Raw genomic sequence first — 17506 nt, 5'->3', positions numbered from 1 at the left:
CAACCCTGAAGGGGTTGAAGTCCAAAGCCAGGGGTGAAACCCCTGGGGCCCTGGAATGAACCCGGATCCTGAGGCCAGGTTGAGCCAAGGAGTCTGAAGTCTTTTGCTCGCTCTCCTCCGGCCACATGGTCGAGCCCCGGTCCCCATTAACCCCGGGTTGCACCCCGGGCTTTGGAATGGCACCCGCTTCGGGGTGCTGGAACAGATGTTTGACACCACAACCCTGAAAGGGTTGAAGTCCAAAGTCAGGGGTGAACCCCCTGGGGGGCTGGAACAGATGTTGAATCAAGATATGTTGGACATGCGCCCTGCGTCATGACACAAATTGAACATTCATAAGGAACATCCCCATGCGTATTAATGGATTGATGATTGACGCCTCGCGCCTGCTTGAGCCCCATCCCTATTATTACCGCCTGATCGAATTCATGGCGGACTGGAAAATGAACACACTGCTGTTCCATTTCTCCGATGATTACGGGTGCGCCCTCCGCCTAAAAGGCTTTGAGTCGCTCGCCCTCCCCCACGCCTTTACCCCGAGCGAATTACAGAAGCTGATTTCCTTCGCCACTGCCCATGGCATCGAGGTGATCCCTGAGCTCGAAACCTTCGGCCATACCCAATATATCACCGACCAGCCGGCTTTCCGCCATCTCTTCGCCGGAAATCGAACCAAAGAACTGCTGTTTAACGCCATCGACCCCTTCAGCAAGGAAACCCATAACCTGATGCGGAAACTGGTCAAGGCCGTGACCACCGTCTTTCCCTCCCGCTATCTTCACCTCGGCTGTGATGAGGTCGACCTGAAGGCCTATTGTCTGCAAAAGGGTCTGGAGGTTGAAACCGTCTGGACCGGTTACGTGAACCAGATGATCCAACTTGCCCATGAAGCCGGCAAAACCCCGATCATCTGGGCCGACCATGTCAGTGGAAACCCGAAGATCGCCGCGAAACTGAGAAAAGAGGTCGTCCTCATGGACTGGCGTTACACGGACGATATCCGGGATGGAGTGCTCACAAAACTCCGGACGGCAGGATTTAAGGACCTCATGGTAGCCCCCTCCCTCGCCTGTTCCCAACACCGGTTCCTCCCTACCCGGCGCGCCCTGGAGAATACCAACCGGATGGCCAAGTTTGCGAAACGGCACAAGGCCCTGGGCGTGATCAACACCATCTGGTGTCCCTGGCGTTACCTGCAAAACACGCTCTACTACGGGATCGCCTACAGCGCGGAGTCCGTCCGCTGCGGCGGCTATCCCGATCGTACCCGTTTCAACCAGCGTTTCGCTCAAAAGGTTTTTGAGACGGCACTTGACCCCGCCTTGGCGGTCTTCCTCGACGCCTGGCTGGGCCTTGTGCTCGATTATGACCAATCCCAGAAGATCGCGCGGAAGAAAACCAATTTCACGCCCGATGAACTCCGGCGGCTTAAGGCGGTAGCCCGCCTGGGCCATGAGGCGCTCCTGGTGGCACCGGATTATCTGCCTAAAACCAACCTGGAGATCTGGAATGCCATGGTATTGTCCGCCCAATGCGTCTGGCTCTGCGCCGAAGGCACCCTGCTCAGGCTAAATCCTTCAAAAGAGGCGAAACGCAAGACTCGTTACAATACCCTGCTGAGCCAGACGCGCCTGGAAATGGATCAGGAATGGGATCGCACCCGTGACCCTGATGACCCCCAGAAATACAAAACCCGCTTCCCGCAACAGGAAGATAATTACGCGATGCTGCTGATCAAGAGCCTATCTAGGACAACAAATTAGGGTGGTGGCAGCCGACGTCCCCGGCGGCTGATTGACGGCCAGAGCTTTGCGTATCGGTATGGGAGCCACCACCCCGGTCAATTTAACACCCGCCCCAGGATGTCTAACAGTCGGGCGCGGGTATAGGGCTTAGTCACGATCCCTTTGAATCCATAGTCGGCATAGTTGGCCATCACGGGATCATCCGCGTATCCGCTGGACACAATGGCCCGGGCCCCGGGGTCCATCGCCAGCAGGCGTTTGACTGCTTCCCTTCCACCCATTCCGCCGGGAACGGTCAAATCCATCACGACCACATCATAAGGCGTCCCGGCTTCCTGCGCTTGTTGATACATTTCCAGAGCCTCTTTTCCGCAAGCGGCAGTGGCAACTGAAAATCCGCAGCGTGTCAGCATTTGCACAATCACGTTCCGGATCGCCAGGTCATCATCCATGACCAGAATTCTGGCGGAGTGAACCGGAGGCGGGAAGTTCGCCACAGCGGACGTCGTTTCGTTACACCGGGGAAACGCTGAAGCCGGCAGGTAGATCGTAAAGGTGGTCCCCTTCCCGAGTTCAGAGACCACCCCGATGTGGCCCCCATGTTTCTTGATAATTGAATAGACCGCCGCGAGTCCCAATCCCCTGCCGGGCTGCAGGGTGGTGAAATAGGGATCAAATATCCGCCTAATATGCTCCGGGTCTATGCCACTGCCCTCATCCCTCATCGTAACCTTGACATAGTTCCCCTGAAGGAGCCCAGGAACAACACCCTCCTGAAGCACCGCATTCTCCAGGGTGATATACAGGTGGCCGCCGTCGGGCATGGCTTGACGGGCATTGAGGGTGATATTGGAGATGGCTTGCTGCATTTGCCCTTTGTCGACTTCGGCACTCCATAAATTCCCGGCCTGTTGAAAAATGAGCATGACATTGCTGCCTGAAAGATCGAACTGCGCCACATCCTCGACCAGGGCGCCCAGACTGATTTCTTCCTTGACCGGGGCTCCGCCTTTGGCGAAGGTCAACAACTGCGAAGTCAACCGCACCGCACGATTCAATGATTGCTCAGCCTCCGCCAGGGGCAGGGGCGTGTATCCGGGATGTTCCCTGGCCAGTTCATCTTTAGCCAACGAAATATACCCGAACACCCCCATCAGGATATTGTTGAAATCATGGGCAATCCCCCCGGCCAAAGTCCCCACACTTTGAAGGTTTTGCATTTTCTGCAGTTCCGCCTCGTTGCGTTTGCTGACCGTGATATCGCTGATGCTGGAGAGAATGCAGGACACTTGACCCAGCTGGAAGTTCTGCGCGGAATACAACCCCGTGATCATCTCGCCACTCTTGATCCGGAACGGGTACTCCTGTCCTGTAACGGGCTGCCCGGTGGACAAGGCGGATAACACCCGCTGGCGGTCACCCTCTTTGCCCCATAGCCCCAACCCAATCGTGGTGCAAGCAAGGGTCTCCTCGCGGGTAAAGCCCATCATGCTTGTAAAGGCGTCATTGACCTCGACAAACTTCCCATCAAGGGCTCGCGTAATGAGAATAGCCTGAGGGGCAGTCTGAAAAGCCCTGGAGAATTTTTCCTCACTCTCTCTCAGTGCTACTTCCGTCCGCTTGCGCATGATCGCCGCTCCAATATGCGAGGCGATTCCTTCAAGAAGGGCCATCGTCTCCAAGGTGAAACAGTCTTTGCGCCGGTCATTAAGGTGGATCAAACCAAGAACCTTGTTCTGACTCCGAATGGGCGAGAGGGCTACAGAGGCATACCCATAATGGATGCATTGGTTACGTGGACGGAAACGGGGATCCTGATCGACAGGGAGATCGAGCAGCCGAGATAAATCGTTAGTCCAGAAACTGCCCCCCTTTGTTAAAAGCGGATGACCTAGGACGAGGTTTCCAGACATGACCAACCCACATGTACACTCTAGGGTGACGTTACCCTCTTTGTCACGGCAGGCTGAACCGTCTGCCGCACGGGCGATCAGGGAGTTTTCCGTGAGCAGGAAGTCTTCTGGAAAGCCTTGCTGGGCGCAATAAGGATAGTCGTCTCCCTCTTGCAGGCGAATCCCTACAGCGTCGCACCCTGTCCGAATCTTGAGCACTGCGAGCACGCGGCCAATTAATTCCTTAAGCTCCCCGGCTCCATCGAGAATCTGGTGAATTTCCCGGCCCATTTCCTCATACTCTTCCGCCTGCTTTTTCGCGGAAATGTCGCGGGAAATCCCCATATAGCCAGTCCATTTCCCCTCTACCTCGCCCATGGGTGACCCGTTCGAAGCATGCCACCGCCAGGTACCGTCACGGTGTTTAATTCGATATTCGAGGCCGACGGCCTTTTCCCCGGTCGTGATGATCCGGTCCAGAAATGCCCGGCAGCCGAGAACATCGTCCGGATGCACTATCGTCGCAAAGGATTGCCCCATGATTTCGCGAACGTCATAGCCGATGATGGCCTTACAATTGGTTGAGATGTACGTGAAAATCCCCTCGGGATCCAACATGTAAATAATATCATTGGCATTCTCGATGAAGGACCGGAACCGTTCCTCGCTCTGGCGTAACGTTTCAGCCACCCGCTTGCGCTCGGTGATGTCGATCATCACGGTTAAAAAGTATTGTCGCCCTTGACTGCTGATCAGTTCCCCATAGAACAGGCCGTCAAGGACCGTCCCGTCCTTGCACCGGATTTGCATTTCGACGTCACGGATACACTGCTTCAGCTCCAGATCCTTCGCAAGCGCGATCTGCTTCTCCGGATATACAAAAAGCCCTAATTCCAAGGCGTTTTTCCCGATAATGTCCGCCCGGGAATAGCCAAGGGTCTTCAGGAAGGCATCATTGACATCGGAAAAGCGCCGGTCTGACAGGGTAGAGAGCGCCATCAAAGAGGGGTTATTGCGGAATAACCGTTCAAACCGCTGATGCGTCTCCTGCTCCTCCGTGAGATTCTTGCAGATGCCGAAAATACAGTTCAGACCGTCCCACTGACCCAGCCAGGCCCGGGTCTCGACCGGCACCAATACGCCATCCTTTCGGACCAGCGGCAAGGGACAGCTTTGACGTTCGCCTCTGAACATCGCGGCAAAAGTTTCCTCAGCTTCCCGGCGCTTATCCAGCGGATGCATATCCAGGATGTGCATGGTGGCGAGTTCTCCGACGCTGTACCCCATCGTCCGGGTAAAGGCGGCGTTGACGTAAAGGACGCGGCCTTCAAGGGTACCGACAATGATCATATCGGTCATAGACTCGAAGAACGTGCGGAAATTGGACTCACTCTCGCGCAACGCCACGTCTAGTGGGACTCTCCCGTCAGCTGATGAATGATTCATGGCCCCCCCTTTCCCAACCAAACGTCGGACGTGTATGAAGCCGATGAGCCCTGCATGTGAACATTTCGCTCATCGGATGAAATAAACTGCTCCCGATCCAGCGGGGGGAGTCTGAAAGGTGTTCCCAAAATAGTCAATCTCTAACGCATCCGGACAGCCGTCACCATCCCGGTCATCAGAAATGATTCCCGTCGCATCCGTCAGAACACGGTAAGTATCCATATAGCTCGGGCCGGAAAACCCGCCATCCAATTCAAAATGGCCGCTGTTGACCAGATTGGTATTGATAAACCTCAGCTGCTGTCGCAGCAGGCGCCCGCTCAGGAACACCGCCGCCCGGCCTCGCGCATAATTCTGGTTGAACGTGAGCCGCGGCCACGCCTCTGTCGCCAGCGGGAGCACGGTCACCCCCTGGGCATCATTGGAACACACATCCCACTGCCCCAACCCCGGATTATAGAGGGTCACATAGCCGCTCGTGGAGATGAAGGCCTGGACCGCTAAGTTAGTATCCACCGCGTCCGCCGTAACGCTTTCTAAGGGTATCCGGCTGGCATCCTGATAATAGAATTCAATCCACACGTTCGCGGTTCCGGAGGCGGTCATCGTGCTCGAAAGGACGTCGTTCACCGGCACCACCACGGCCTGGCCACTTTGCACCTGATTGGTCTGCACCACAATGCCGTCAGAAGAGGCCGTCCACCCAAAGCAACCCGCCTGATTCAATCGGGCCGCCAGCGCGTACCGCTCGAATGAATCGGCATAAGGCGGAATTTGCGGAACTAGAACGGATTCCCATCCCGAAACGAAGGTCACGTTGCCCGCGAAGGTGGTCCCGTTCACAATGAAGGCGGTCGCATTGACCACCTGGACCGTCCCGCCGGATTGCACGGTAAGCGTCCCGACATTGACGGTGCCATTACTCACCACCAACCGGCCGCCACTGGCCACGGTCACCCCACCCGACACCACCAGGCCCTGGCAGCCTGACAAGGTCCCCGTCATCCCGCCCGCCACGGTGAGCGCCCCGAGGAGGGTCATATTCGTGCCGCTTAGCGCGAGTGATTTGTCGAGCGTGAGTGCGTTTGAGTAGACGCCGGAATCAGCAATGATGGTATCACCCGCCAGCGCTGCCGCCAGCGCCGCCTGGAGGGTGGCGTAGTCGCGGGGCACAAACCGCTGAGCGGTATAGGCAAACACCCCGGTAACCGTCGTGTCCGCCCAGAGATTGGTGACGGCATAGGAAACCGTCCGGGGCAGGCCGGCAAAGCTGGCCAGCGTGGCGCCATTGGTCCGGAGCGACGCCACCGCGTAGGCCACATCGGCCGTCATCGTGCAGGTGACCGATCCTCCCGGCATAATGCTGTTGGTTGAAATCCCGATCGAGCCGCCGCTTCCGAGAACCCCGTCCGTGATCACCAGTCGCCGCCAGGTGGCCATGTTCCCGTACACCTGGATCTCCTGCGCATCGGTCATCCCGTCATTATCCAAATCTGCGGTCCAATTCCCGGGCGGGGTATAGCGCATCGACACTTCATCCAGGTGGGACGTCATACCCGCTCCGCCATCCGCTTCAAACCGTCCATAGCTTGTCCGGTTCGTATCAATGAATGGCAGCCCCGTCAGCAGCAGGTGCTCGTTCATAAAGAGCGACGCCGTCTTGTTGGAGTAGTTCTGACAGATCGTCAGCCGTTCCCACTGGGAGGTGTTAAAGGTTGATACACTGGTGTGCCAGATATCCTGGGTGCAAACGACCCACGCATTGCTGGCAGGATTCCAAACCACCGGGTGTCCAGCGGGGTCAAGGAACAGTTGCACCGTCATGTTCGAGTCCACCCCCTCGGCACCTACGGTACTCGCCGGCATCCCCATGGAGGCATCCAAGTACACCTCCACCCAGACATTGGAAAAGGCAGCCGAGGTGACGCTGTTTGAGGCGATCATTCCTTGTGGAATGGCCACCGCATTGGTCCCCCGCACGGCGTCCGCCACCTGGGACACCGTCCGGATCACAACGGTATTCGACGAGGCCCCCCACCCCTGGCTGCTCAGGTCAGTCAGCGCCGTCCCATCCATGTAGGATTCAAACCCTTCCTGCACGGGCAGGGTTGCAGCCCTGGAGCCCGGAGCCCCCGGCCACATCCCAAAGGCGACAAAGGCTGCTGCCGCCCAATGTAAAATGATTGTTTTCACGCCCCCCCTTTGTCTGATTAACGTGTTACTGGATCTTAATCATCGTCCCCGAGTAACCGCCGGACCGTAATTGGATAAAGCCCGGATTCGCGTAATCAATCGTCCAATTGACCGGCACGTTTGAAGCGGAAAAGGCACTCGCATGACTCCCGTTGACCACCCGATAGGTCTGCCCGATCGTCAGCAGGTTCGTGTTGATGACCTGCAGCGTCACATTCGTCACACTAAGCACACCGGTCACCGTCAGGGCGTCGGAATGACCCAGGCCATCAAGAATCGTGACGCTCATTACCGCGTTGGACTGAAGAGTCAGATTCGCTACCGCCAGAGTGCCCGTACCGCCCAGCGCCCCGCCCGACCCGACCGTCACCGGCCCTGTATACGCCCCATTGATCAAGGCCGTACCGCCAACGACGGTCATGACGGAACTGGTTGTCACGCCGTTCACGGCCAGCGTTCCGTTGCTAACGGTCAAACCGGAGGCGAAAAAGTTTGTGCTTCCTGCCAGCACCAGTTTACCGGCCCCTGTCTTCACAAGGCCACCGTTGGTCACGACCCCTGACAAGGTCGCAAAATCGGAGTTCGTCGCCGTATTGTCGTTCACCTGGACCGTACGCGTCGCTCCCGCCAGATTGATCGGGTTCTGGAACTGAATCTCGCTATCCGCAAACAAGGTGTTGAAAATAAACATGGCACCGGTAGCGATAAAAGCCGGGCCATTCCATGTCATCAGCGCACCCGCGCCCCCCAGGTTGACCACCCGTTTGCCCCCATAGGCGCTGAATCCACCACCGCTCCCGGTGAAAGTCACTTGCCCTGCCGCAGCCCCCGTTGAACAGAGGAAATCAGCCACCCCCAATTCCAACACACCCCCTGAGAGGACAATCGGAACCTGTCCACCCGTGGCACCCACCCCACCGTTGAGGGCATTGCTATTGGCCAACCGGACCATGCTGCCGGCATCAATCTTGAACGGCCCGGTAAAGGCATTGCTTGCATTGAGCGTCGTCAACCCCGTGCCAACTGTCTCGAAAGTGTTGTTGTATTGCGTGGAAATATTGGCGGAGAAGATCATGCCGTTGAACAGCGTCTCACCGGAACCGGAAAGATAGAAAACCTTGTTTGAGGTCGTATCATTCATGTTGAAGGTGTTAACGATCAACTTCTTCCCTGCGGCAATATTATTGTTCAGATAGTAGGGGCTTGACCCTGACCCTGTATACAACAAGCCGCCGAATTCAATATTGTTCGTGCCATAGACCCCCGCGATGATATTCGCGGTATTTCCCGTAAGTTTGATGTTGTTGGTGATGCAGTTGGCGCCACTCAGGTCGACGCTGGCGGCCAACATGGTGTTTGTACTCTGGCCAAACATCACATCCTTGTAGTAGCCTAATGCATACCGGTTTCCGATGACAATCCGGCAGGCACTCAAGGTCGTAAGACTGTTTGTATAGTTCGGGTTGGACGCACTGGTAATGATCCATGTCCCATTTCCCCCCAAGGATATCCCCCTCCCACCAGCGAGGCGGGCCACCGTCGCCGTGCCCCCGTTGAGGCTGAAAGTACCGCCCGAGGAGTCTGACATGATATCCCCATTGACGACCAATCCGCCAGCACCCACATTCCACACACCACTTCCTTCCGATGCGATATTGGCATTGATCGTGTCCGTGCCTGTGGCGTTCAAACTGTCATCTATGAGGCCGGCTCCCCCTGGGGTATAACGAGCCCCCCCCCAGTAAATGGTTTTGCCAGCTCCACCGATCGTCCATCCACCACTGGTGGATTGGAAGACAATGCCGGTGATATTGCGGTCAGCCATAAGCGTGGGCTGGTGGGACGTCAAACCGGAAGGAAATACCGCCCGGTCCGTCATCTCGTTGGGCGCCACCCCGCCCACCCAGTTGCTCGCATTGGTAAAATCACTACTGGTCGTACCCTGCCAGGTGATATCTCCCGCGAGGGCCGGCAAACTGGCCAGCAGAACGGCATACAGAAACATTAATGTAATTTTTCTCATTGTCTTTCTCCTCCGTTAAACCATTATTTATGTCCCATAATTATCCAGACATGATCCTGCCACCGCTCACCCCTTCGGCAAGCTCAGGGCGGGTCAGCGGCGGCTACGTAACCGCTCCTGATAAGCCCCCTGAAGAAGCCTAAAACTATGACAGGTTTGCGCTTGCTCGAAAATGTCTGATCACGTATATATTATGTTTATTTGCGACTAACATGAATGCGCCTCTCGATCGCCATATCGCACTCTTTCTCGGAGAAGAGCTTGCTCATCACAATCAGGCCCGTACGGGGATTGTCCTGTACGCCCGCCCCAATCATCCCTGGCATTTTTCACACCTGCCCCGTCGCTATAAGGATCTGCTTAAAATACGCAATGTGGGGTGGGATGGTGGAATTGTAAATTTCACGGATGCGCGGAAAGTGGCGTTAGTCCGCCGCCTCGGCATTCCTATCGTCAACATCTATGGGGGACGGGTCTCATGGGGACTCCCGCAGGTGGGCGTCGATAACCAGGCCATCGGGAAGCTGGCCGCCGAGTACTTGCTCCAAAAAAAACTTACCAACCTGGCATTCTACGGTATTTCCGGATCAGGCTATTCCATCGGACGCTGGATCGGGTTCCGCAACGCAGTCCAGTCACACGGATGCCACCCCGGCCGGTTTGTCTATCGTGACACGTCGGAATCCCGGAAAGGCATCCTGGCCGGGAACCGTCTGGCGCGGTGGGTAGCCGGACTGCCCAAACCGGTCGGCATCATGACGTGCGATGCCAATCTGGGGCTTTGGCTGACGGAGGTGTGCAACGATTCGGGCCTCAATATCCCCAATGAGGTGGCCATCGTCTGTGTCAGTGGCGATGAAATGATCTGCCGGTCAGCCTTCCCCCCGCTCTCCAGCGTGCCCTTGCAGGAGGAGAAGTGCGGCCATCTGGCGGCGAAGATGCTGGATGATCTGCTTGAGGGACGCAAGATCCAGCCTCGCGTCCTGCTCGCCCCGGAGCGCGTGATTGAGCGCATGTCGTCCAACATCCAATTGGTGACCGATCCCGCCGTCGCCAAAGCCCTCGACTACATTGCCAAACATGCCACCGAGCGTCTGCACGTCGATGAGGTGGCCCCGCATACCGGTGTCTGCCGCAGGGTGCTGGAGCGCAAATTCCGTCAGTTCCTGGGCCGGAGTCCCCATGAGGAAATCCGCAACATCCAGATCGAGGAGGCCAAGCGACGGCTCACCGAAACCGACGAAACGCTGGAGACCATTGCCCGCCATACCGGGCTGAGCAGCGGCATCCATCTCAGTCACGAATTCAAGAAGCGGACTGGCAAAACCCCAGGGCAGTACCGGAAGCAGTTCCGTCGCCTCTAGTGTCCTGGAATGAAAGTTCGTCGAAGAAAGACTTCACCACTGATTTAAGAAATGAAAGAAATCCAAAAACGCCCAAAATGTTTGGCGATTTGTCATGTCTGGCTTGGCGCGATAGGGGTACGGTAGGTTCCCCTGTAACTAGCCAGCCACGAAAAATCGCCAAACAGGTTTTCCCCGGACATCAGGGGAAATGAGGAAGTTCAAGGTCTTGATCCCTCTATGATTCTTTAATGTCCCCAGAACAACGGTTGCGGGATTATTAATTCGGGGAAACCCATAACGCATCCCCGTGTAACCCAATAAAAAGAACACCCCGAATTAATAATGCCGCAACATTTTGGATTGCTTCGGCTAAATCTGAATTTATTTCATTTCTTAAATCAGTGGTGAAGCAATTCTTCTTCGTGGTCTTCGTGTTCGGAATTTACCCGAGGGTGACGTCCACTTTCACACTGGCCTTGTGCTTTTGCAGGGGAATCACGTTCCCCTGGATGGCCACACCATCGACGGTCATTGCCACCACGCCCTTACAGACGCCCTTGGGATTGTTGACCGTAATGTCATGGCGCACGCCCCGGAATTCCCGGCTGACCGTAAAGCTCTTCCACGCCTTTGGCACACAGGGATCCACCCGAAGGCCGGCATAGTCCGGTTGAATGCCGAGCAGCCCCTGGCTTACCGAGACAAACGTCCAGGCGGCGGTACCGGTCAACCAGCTGTTCTTGGCCTCGCCAAAGCAAGGTGCATCCTTACCCGCAATCATCTGGGCATAGACATACGGCTCGCTCCGGTAGGTCTCGATCTGGTTCTCCTTGGCCGATGGGCAGATGCTCAGGTAATATTCCAGCGCCTTCTCGCCCTCGCCCAGCAGACACCATCCCAGATTGATCCAGGTGTTGTTATGGCAGAAAATGCCGGCGTTCTCCTTGACTCCCGGTGGATAGGAGGTCACTTCACCCAGTTCCTTGTGATAGCCGCTGTAGGGCGGCTGCTGCAGCACGACGCCGTTTTTCGTAAAGAGATGCTTGTGCACACTCTCCATCGCCTGGCGGGCGCGGCCATTGTCGGCCCCTGCCCCACCCAGCACGCACCAGCCCTGGCTCTCAATAAAGATTTTACCCTCGGCATTTTCCTTTGACCCCACCGGGGCCCCTGCGGCGTCATAGGCGCGCCGGTACCACTCGCCATCCCACGCCTGGGTCTCAATGGTCTTGAGCATTTCGGCATAATGGGCATCCATCCGTTGGGCATCAACGGCCTTGCCCTGTGCCCGGTACAGACTCGCCATCTCGCGACTGGCATACAGGAAAAGGCCGGCAATCATCACCGACTCCGCTTTGGAATCCCGGACATCCCCCGCCGTCTGGAACGACTCATTGGGCTCCGTCGAGAAACAGTTGAGGTTCAGGCAGTCATTCCAGTCCGCGTGCCCGATGAGCGGCAAGCCATGGGGCCCCCGCTTCTTCATCGTGTAGGCGATGCTGGTCTCCAGGTGATGCAATAGATTCGTCCCGCCCTCGGGCTTATCGGCGTAGCCGGCCGGCGCCTCGAGAATGGAAAAGTCCCCCGTCTCCTTGATGTAGGAGCAGATGGAGAGCACGAGCCACAGGTGGTCATCATAGAAATCCCCGCCGATGTCAGCATTCCCCTTCTTGGTCAGGGGCTGATACTGGTGATAGCAGGTCCCGTCCGACAACTGGGTGGCGGCGATATCCAGAATACGCTGCCTCGCGCGCTCAGGAATCATATGCACAAAGCCCAGCAGATCCTGATTACTGTCGCGGAAGCCCATGCCGCGCCCGATCCCGGTCTCATACATCGAGGCGGAGCGGGACAGGTTGAAGGTGGCCATGCACTGGTATTGATTCCAGGTGTTCAGCATGCGGTTGGCATGCTCATCCGGACACTTCGCCTGGAACTTGGAAAGGAGGCTTTCCCAGCCCTGGTTGAGCTCCTTGAAAGCCGCATCCACGGCGCCGGACCGACTGTATTTTTCGACGATGGCGCGGCCCACGCTCTTGTTCATGACGAAAGGAGCATCGAACTTGGGCGCCTCACCCTGCTCCACATAGGCGAGGATGAAACTGAAACTTTCCACCTGACCCGGCTTAAGTTCCAGCGTGACCTCATGCGAGCCAATGGGATTCCAACCAAAGGCCATGCTGTTCGAGGCCTTGCCGGCAAAGGGGACCTTCGCCTCATGCAAGCCCTCATGGATGCCGACAAATGCGTCACGGCTCGTATCAAACCCGCTGACCGCACGCGTACAGGCAAACAAGGCATAGTGATCGCGCCGCTCCCGGTATTCGGTCTTGTGATAGATGGCGCCGCCCTCGACCTCCACCTCGCCGATCGAATAGGTGCGCTGGTAGTTGGTCATGTCGTTCAACGCCTCAAAAAAGCAGAACTCCTGATAGGAGTAGAGTTTGACCGTCTTGGGCCGCAGGGATTTATTACGGACGGTCACCTTCCACAGCTCGCAATTCTCTCGGTTCGGCACAAAGAACAGGGTATCCACTTCAAGGCCGCCCCGTTCCCCGACGATTTTGGTATAGCCCATGCCATGCCGGCACTCGTAGCGGTCCAATTTGGCTTTGACAGGCTTCCACCCGGGATTCCAGACATCGCCCCCATCATTCACATAGAGGTAACGCCCGCCCAGATCGTAAGGAACATTGTTATAGCGGTACCGGGTCAGGCGGCGCAGTTTGGCGTCTTTCCAGAAGGTGTACCCGCCCGCCGTGTTGGTGCAGAGGCCGAAGAACTCATCCTGTCCCAGGTAATTCAACCAGGGCAAGGGCGTGTCAGGGCGTTTAATGACATACTCCCGTTTCGCATCGTCAAAACATCCGTATTCATTCATTTTGTAGTTTCTCCCGCCGGGTATAGATCGTGCACAGGACAATATCGACCGCCACTAGGGTCGCATTCAACAAATAGATGGCGATGACCAGATCGCGGCTGTAGAGCAGTTTATGGGTGATGCCGCAGCCATAGCCGATAAAGACCAGCCACAGGAAGATCAGGCTCTTGCCCTTATTGGTCTTCGCTTTCCAGGTCTTGTAAACGGAAAACGGCCAGCTTGCCCCGAAACACAACAACATACCCGCCTCAAATAAACTCATGTAACTCCCCTTATAACCACTTCTTACGAAGAAAATCATTCCTAAATAAACTTTTTCCCTTTCGTGCCTTTGCGGCTTCGCGTGAGAAATACGTTTTCTTAGGCTGAAAGCTCCTAATTTACAATCAAATAGACGGAGGCGGGGGGGACGGCCACCACGAATCCATCCTTGAAACCGGAAAGCGACTCTTCTTTGATCCTCACATTGTAGTCCTGACGGTTATGGGCCTTGGGGTCGGGATTAGTCAGGGTATAAAGTTTTGCAGGTCCTGCCGGTCGATAGGGCAACTTCAGCTGCACCTGGCGCGCGTTGGCAAAGTCCCGGTTAATGATCAGGAAGGAATGCCGCCCGCCCTGCCGGAAGGCGTAGCAGGCGGTCATCGCAATTCCTTTCCGCCCTTTCACCAGCTTGGCGCTACCCTTGCCATCATTGGTGGTCGCCATGACTTTTTTATCGGCGACATCCACCACCTGGACCGACTCGGGCTCCACCCCCATCAGGTCTCCCTCGGCAAACCGGTTGCGCAGTTCCAGGGCCAGCCAGGTGGGATACGGAATCGGGTCAAGCGGGTGTTTGTGGGAGGACCAGTACGCCCCACTCTTGAAGTTATAGTAGCCGAGCGGGGAGGCCCCTTGCGCCAGTGCGAGCATGAAGGCATCCAGGGTGGCTGTCCCGGAAGCCAGGGACTTGCCCATGTTTTCATCATCTTCATTCAGGGGCTTCCCGGGCCCCGGCAGGCTGTAGCCCGGGCCCGCCTCATAAATGGCCAGGCCTTTGGTCGTCGGGCCGGCCGGAATACGCTGGATCGCCCGGAGCAACGGGTCCCCGATCCGGGCATCGGCGCCCGCCGCCTTCAGGAACGCCGCGAGGATCGTGGACTTCATCTTGGATTCCAGCGCTTTGGACAGGGTTGAATTCCCGGCTAGAGCACGGGCCTGTGCCCCATCTCCCATCCCCATTCTGAAGCTGGCTTGAACCACCAGTCTGGCTTCCGGACTGATCCCCATGTCAGGACTCTCGGACACCTTGATCGCCAGCTCGGATAGCCGCTTGACCAGACCCGGGGGTAACTTTTGAAACATCAGGAGCTTCGGCCCCCAGGGGGTGACTTCAAACGGTTCGGCAAAGGCCTTCTGGATCCCCTCAGCGATACCCTCCGTCATCCGGCGCGCCGGCCCCGCAAACAAGTCAGGGCGTGCCGCAAAGGTGCCACAGGCGACCTGGGCAAACTCCGGGTCGGCCTTGATGCCTTGCAGGAGCCCGCCCGTGTACAATCCACAGGAGTCAGTTAGCCCGCCCGTCGCCTCACAGGCGGCGATGGTCACTCCGCCCCGCACCGACTCCAGCGTCAAGGCCGCCTCCATGGCCTTGAGAAATTCGGGGTTGGCCTCAGCAACCAATCCGGCCACCCGGTCACTGGCGCTTTTCCCGATCTTGTTGACCACGAAATAATCCAGCTGACCGCCCATGGCGACGCCGCGCAGGGTCTGGGCTTCACTATCACTGAAGGACAACGCCTTGATCAAGTCTTCCACCGCCGCTGGATTCTTCCGGATAAGGGCCGTCATCTCGCCCGGTGCTCCGCCCAGATTATTGAAGGCCAGGATCAGCCGGCCCGCAAGGTCCGGATCCATTCCCAGCAGTTCCCCGGCCACTGGTTTGAAGGCGGGATGCGTCGCCAGAACCGTCCGTCCGATATCCCAGGCCGGTTTTTCAATCGCACCACGGAACCCGCGCATGGCCTTGATCAAGGCCAGGCGCCGCACCTCATTATCAGCCATGATCCCCTCCAAACGGGCGGAAGCCGTGGTGCCGGTCGGCGCGAGTGACCCGACATTCCCCGTCTTAAAGTCGCTCAGTGCGGCCACTGCCAGCGCCGGCTTGGCCTGCAGAGCCGCCCCCAGACGGGAAAACAAATCCGGATCCATTAACAGGGCATTGATCAGCTTAGGGCCATACTCTATGGGCGTTGCCAGGAGCCGGTCCTGATAGACTTCATTCTCGCTGCCATCCCCGCCCAGTCCCTTTTCCCAGCCGCCGAAGTACATCGCGATATCCACCCGGTTGGCTTCTTTGGACTCCGCCGCCACCTGATGCGTCCACCCGCCCACCTCAAGTGAACTGTCCCATCCATTGGCCACGAACTCGAATTTTTCACGCCGGTAGTAGGGAGACTGTTTCAATCCGGAAAACAGGCGATCCGCGATTTTCGCATAGAAGGCCGGATTGCCGGACCAGGCACGCGGGGAAAAGATCCCATTCCACCCCTCGTTGCCGCATTCCAGGGAAATTGTCCTGAAGGCGGTCGTCCAGGGCTCACGCCGGCCCTGCTCAGCCCGGAGCTTGCCATACCCCCGGTCCGCTGGCCCGCCCAGATATTCCATCAGTCCCACCAAATCCTCATCCGCAAATAAGGGATTCAGGACAAGCCAGGGATCCGCCCCGGTGTCCAGACAGAGTTGTAACTCGACGTCCAATGACGCGTATGAAGGGGATCCCGTTCCGCGAATTCCTGCCCGCGAGGGTTGGCGAAATCCCTTGAGCACCCAGGCGTCCAGCGATACCGCGGTATACCCACCCCATAAACGGATCACCTGGGGATGCCAGTCCTTCAGGAGCTTCTTGTATTCAGGCAACACGGAGAACAGCGGGGCATCGGTCTGATAGATCGCAAAATTATCCACCCATACCGTCCCTTCGCCGGCCACCCCCACCATCAGGCGGGTGGCATCCCCCTGATGAAGCTGATAGGGTGCCTGCGGGTGGTGAACCGGAAGATCGACTTCGAATTTCTTCCAGGCCGAGTCCGCCTGAAGCGTGAAATTGGTGATGGTGCCCACCTGGATTTTGATCGCCCCATTCTCCACGCCCGCCTGCTTCAGCCAGATCTGCAGCCGGTACGCCTTGTCGGGGAAAAAGGAGGCGTCCGTCCGGTTGCTGACCATGAACCACTGCCACATACTGGCCGGTCGGCTCGCCGTGCCGTCCTTGCAGACCAGTTTCAGGCTGGCGGTACTCCCGCCTTCAGGGGCACAGGTGCTGGAATCCACGCTCCACTGGACATTGCCCAGCCGGGCGACAATGGCGTCAAACTGGGGCACCCCATCCTTCGGTAACAGGTTCGGCCGCATCTGGGAGGGCATCGTGTCGCGCTTCATCCGCAGCACATAGAGATCGCCCGCCTGAACGGCAGGACCCTTTTCAGTAAAATAGGCCCGCTCCTCACTCCGCACGCCTTTCTCATCATTCCCGATCAGGCTCCGGCTGACCGTCGCGCGCCGGATCAGGGAGAGGCGCCCTTCCACCACACGGTAAATATCCATGGTGGCCCCATCCCAGAATCCTGACCGGGCACAATCCCAATAGGACAGGGAGGGCATATTCTTATGTTCAAGGAAATCGACCCCACCGCCATCGGCGATGCCGTTGTGTTGAAATTGAAACGGTTCCGCGCTGACCATCCGGTTCCAGATATTCAGCGTGCGGTCGACATCCCAGGGCGCATACCCGGAACCAAAATCGACATTGACCGCAAACCGGGGCGGATCCTTCACCAGCACATCATCGGTCACCCGATATACATCAGGCGGTATCCCAGCTGCTGCCAGACAAGCCCCCGCATACAACAACCCAACACCAGACAGACAAAACAGGATTTTCGAGCGAACTCTGATCATAACTCTCCTTGGTTTGTAGTATCGTTACTATAATTACTGAT

Annotated in this window: 8 protein-coding genes; 2 read left to right on the top strand and 6 right to left on the bottom strand. The window is 57.2% G+C overall.

Features of this window, described 5'->3' with window-relative positions; translation table 11 throughout:
• The first annotated feature begins 350 nt into the window (after window positions 1-350).
• Entirely contained in the window at window positions 351-1763 is a 1413-nt protein-coding gene (locus WCS52_17740) for a family 20 glycosylhydrolase (protein ID MEI6169026.1), read from the top strand.
• A 77-nt stretch (window positions 1764-1840) separates the two neighbouring features.
• Here the strand turns inward: WCS52_17740 and WCS52_17735 are convergent, their stop codons facing one another.
• The 3 genes from WCS52_17735 to WCS52_17725 form a co-directional block, all read right to left on the bottom strand.
• Window positions 1841-5083, bottom strand: a complete 3243-nt coding sequence (locus tag WCS52_17735) for a PAS domain S-box protein (protein MEI6169025.1) — start codon at window positions 5081-5083, stop codon at window positions 1841-1843.
• A 69-nt stretch (window positions 5084-5152) separates the two neighbouring features.
• Window positions 5153-7276 (bottom strand): hypothetical protein, encoded by a 2124-nt coding sequence (locus tag WCS52_17730; protein ID MEI6169024.1) that lies wholly within the window; start codon window positions 7274-7276, stop codon window positions 5153-5155.
• Window positions 7277-7301: 25 nt separating this feature from the next.
• Window positions 7302-9299, bottom strand: a complete 1998-nt coding sequence (locus tag WCS52_17725) for an autotransporter-associated beta strand repeat-containing protein (protein ID MEI6169023.1) — start codon at window positions 9297-9299, stop codon at window positions 7302-7304.
• A 212-nt stretch (window positions 9300-9511) separates the two neighbouring features.
• Here WCS52_17725 and WCS52_17720 point away from each other — a divergent pair, with 212 nt between their 5' ends.
• Entirely contained in the window at window positions 9512-10663 is a 1152-nt protein-coding gene (locus tag WCS52_17720; protein ID MEI6169022.1) for a DNA-binding transcriptional regulator, read from the top strand.
• 424 nt (window positions 10664-11087) lie between these two features.
• Here the strand turns inward: WCS52_17720 and WCS52_17715 are convergent, their stop codons facing one another.
• The 3 genes from WCS52_17715 to WCS52_17705 all read right to left on the bottom strand — a co-directional run bounded on the left by WCS52_17715 (window position 11088) and on the right by WCS52_17705 (window position 17465).
• Window positions 11088-13526 (bottom strand): glycosyl transferase, encoded by a 2439-nt coding sequence (locus WCS52_17715; protein MEI6169021.1) that lies wholly within the window; start codon window positions 13524-13526, stop codon window positions 11088-11090.
• Window positions 13519-13788, bottom strand: coding sequence for a hypothetical protein (locus tag WCS52_17710; GenBank protein MEI6169020.1), 270 nt, complete (start codon window positions 13786-13788; stop codon window positions 13519-13521). The genes WCS52_17715 and WCS52_17710 overlap by 8 nt, the downstream gene beginning before the upstream one ends.
• Window positions 13789-13901: 113 nt before the next feature.
• Complete coding sequence (locus WCS52_17705) at window positions 13902-17465, bottom strand: hypothetical protein (GenBank protein ID MEI6169019.1); 3564 nt, start codon at window positions 17463-17465, stop codon at window positions 13902-13904.
• Between the last annotated feature and the right edge of the window lie 41 nt (window positions 17466-17506).

The sequence above is a fragment of the bacterium genome, from assembly GCA_037128595.1.
In the GTDB taxonomy this organism is placed as follows: domain Bacteria; phylum Verrucomicrobiota; class Kiritimatiellia; order CAIKKV01; family CAITUY01; genus JAABPW01.
Note: the sequence above shows the minus strand (reverse complement) of the source record. Positions and strands in the feature narration are given on the sequence as shown.